This is a genomic window from Komagataeibacter kakiaceti JCM 25156 (assembly GCF_000613305.1).
In genome coordinates, this window is the sequence record NZ_BAIO01000504.1 from 1 (window position 1) to 1,650 (window position 1,650).

Here is a 1,650-nt window from a genome sequence, read left to right on the forward strand (position 1 = left end):
ACCGGCCCGGCGATCGCCGCGACGGGCGTGCCAATGATGATGCCCCACAGGATCGTGCGTCCGATATCCGCATGATAGGCCGAAAGCGCCAGCAACGTGGCCGGATGCGGCGGGATCATGGCGTGCGTGACCGACAGCGCGGCCCCCAGCGGCAGGGCCAGCATGAGCAGCGGCACGTTGGTGCGCCGCGCCAGCGTGAAGGCCAGCGGGATCAGCAGCACGAAGCCGACTTCAAAGAACACGGGCAGCCCGACCAGCAGGCCGATGACCATCATGGCCCAGCTAATGCGTTTCCTGCCCGCCAGATGGGTGATCGTGACGGCGATTCTGTCCGCCCCGCCCGATTCCGCCAGCATCTTGCCCAGCATCGTGCCCAGCGCGATCACGGTAGCCACGTGGCCGAGCACGCGGCCAGCGCCCGTCTCGAACGAGGTGATGGCCATCTGCGGTGGCATGCCCGCGCACAGCGCCAGCCCAAGCGATACCGCGAAAAGTACGATGAACGGGTTGATCTTGAACCGGGCGATCAGCACGATGACGGAGATGATCGCCAGCGTGGCGAGGGAGAATGCAAAAAGCGATGACATTATGGTTTCTGTAACAAAATCATGCCCCATACAGGACGTCGATGAACGGATATGTCAACGCATGAAGCTCTTTTTTGCGCAATAATTGAACAAAAACGCCCTATATTTCAGACCTGATATTACACATTTTCCTTACCCATTTCCCTCGGTAGGCCGCGCCTGAGCTGTTATCGTGCGCCTTTGCGTCACGACACAGGATCACAGCCATGATTATCCATTCCGATGAGACGGCCGATATCCCAACGCCATCGGGCATGATGCGGATGCATATCCACCGGCCCGCCATTGCGGGGCGTTTTCCCGGGATTGTCCTTTTTTCCGAAATCTATCAGGTCACGGCCCCGATCCGCAGGCTTGCGGTGATGCTGGCGGGGCAGGGCTACGTTGTGTGCGTGCCGGAGGTGTATCATGAATATGAACCCGCCGGTACCGTTCTGGCGTACGACAGGCCCGGAACGGATCGCGGCAATTTCCTGAAATATGAAAAACCGCTGGCGGCCTACGATCACGATGCCCGCGCGGCGCTGGACTGGCTGGCGGTCTATCCGCACTGCACCGGCGCGCTGGCCACGATGGGGGTCTGTCTTGGCGGGCATCTCGCCTTTCGCGCGGCCTTCGATTCCCGTGTGCGGGCAAGCGTGTGTTTCTACGCCACCGATATTCATTCCCGCACGCTCGGTCATGGCCAGCATGACGACACGCTGGCGCGGGTGGCGGCGCTACGGGGTGAGGTCATGCTGGTCTGGGGGCGGCAGGATCCGCATGTGCCGTTCGCGGGGCGGCAGACGATCCGTGAGGCGCTGGAACAGGCGGACACCCGTTATGAATGGCATGAATTCAACGCCCAGCACGCCTTCCTGCGTGATGAGGGGCCGCGTTTCGATCCGGCGCTCTTCCTGCTGGGCATGGACATGACCCGCCGGTTCCTGGGCCGTATCCTGCATCTCAGCGCGTAAGGGCGCCCGCCAGCAGGGCGAGGGCGATGGCCAGCCCCGTTTCACGGTTGAAGCGGAACAGGCGCAGGCAGATGGCGGGGTCATGCTCGCGCAGCCTGCGCACCTGC

Annotated in this window: 2 protein-coding genes; one reads left to right on the plus strand and one right to left on the minus strand. The window is 62.5% G+C overall.

Annotated features, from left to right (window positions below):
* Positions 1–587, minus strand: a 587-nt coding sequence (locus JCM25156_RS15890; protein ID WP_025813875.1) for a GntT/GntP/DsdX family permease, incomplete at its 3' end; no start/stop codon positions are given.
* 206 nt (positions 588–793) lie between these two features.
* On the opposite strand from JCM25156_RS15890, the gene JCM25156_RS15895 reads away from it, so the two are divergent.
* Entirely contained in the window at positions 794–1,543 is a 750-nt protein-coding gene (locus JCM25156_RS15895) for a dienelactone hydrolase family protein (protein ID WP_025813876.1), read from the plus strand.
* Positions 1,544–1,650 lie beyond the last annotated feature (107 nt).

Coding starts and splice junctions, on each gene's coding strand:
- JCM25156_RS15895 (WP_025813876.1), top strand. CDS start 794: ATGATTATCCATTCCGATGAGACGGCCGATATCCCAACGCCATCGGGC.